Origin of the sequence: Streptomyces achromogenes subsp. achromogenes (assembly GCF_000720835.1) — a bacterium.
Lineage (GTDB): Bacteria > Actinomycetota > Actinomycetes > Streptomycetales > Streptomycetaceae > Streptomyces > Streptomyces achromogenes.
Window position 1 is genome coordinate 1 of record NZ_JODT01000088.1, and the last position, 553, is coordinate 553.

General features: G+C 73.2%; 1 protein-coding gene. It reads right to left on the reverse strand.

From position 1 onward, the window contains the following. A partial coding sequence (locus IH25_RS0136805; RefSeq protein ID WP_157847088.1) for a hypothetical protein occupies positions 1-468 on the reverse strand: 468 nt, incomplete at its 3' end. Positions 469-553 lie beyond the last annotated feature (85 nt).

Here is a 553-nt window from a genome sequence, read left to right on the forward strand (position 1 = left end):
CGGCTGGACGGACGGGAGCAGGTACAGCCGCGTCCCGTCCGTCCAGCCGATACCCGCGCCCTGCGCGTACTCCCCGCGCCACCCGAGGGCCTGACCCTGCGCGGGCATCCCGCCGTGGACGTCCAGGACGTGAACGTCCCCGACCGCCAGGCCGTCAAGGATCGCGTCCCGGATGCGGTCGGCCATGGACTGCCCAGAGTTCGCGTCGACCTGCGCCCGCAGGGACTCGCACAGACCGGCCCACCCCCGTTCCCACAGCTCCCGGGAGCGCTCCGGAGTGACCCACCCACGGGAGAGCGCGAACTCCAGACCGGCCCACAGACCCGCGGCCTTGTCCGCCGACGACTCGACATAGCGGCCGGGTGCCTGCGTCTGTGCGGTCAGGTCGGCCGCGAACCGGTGCTCCAACTCCGCCACGTAGGCGTGCGCCGGCATACGGGCCGCCCACCAGATGACGAACGCAGACATGAGCGATGACCGGGCCTCGGGGCCCCCGTCCGCGTCGGCCGCCGCGAACGCGGCCGGGTCGAACTCCCCACGGGAGAGCTGCAAC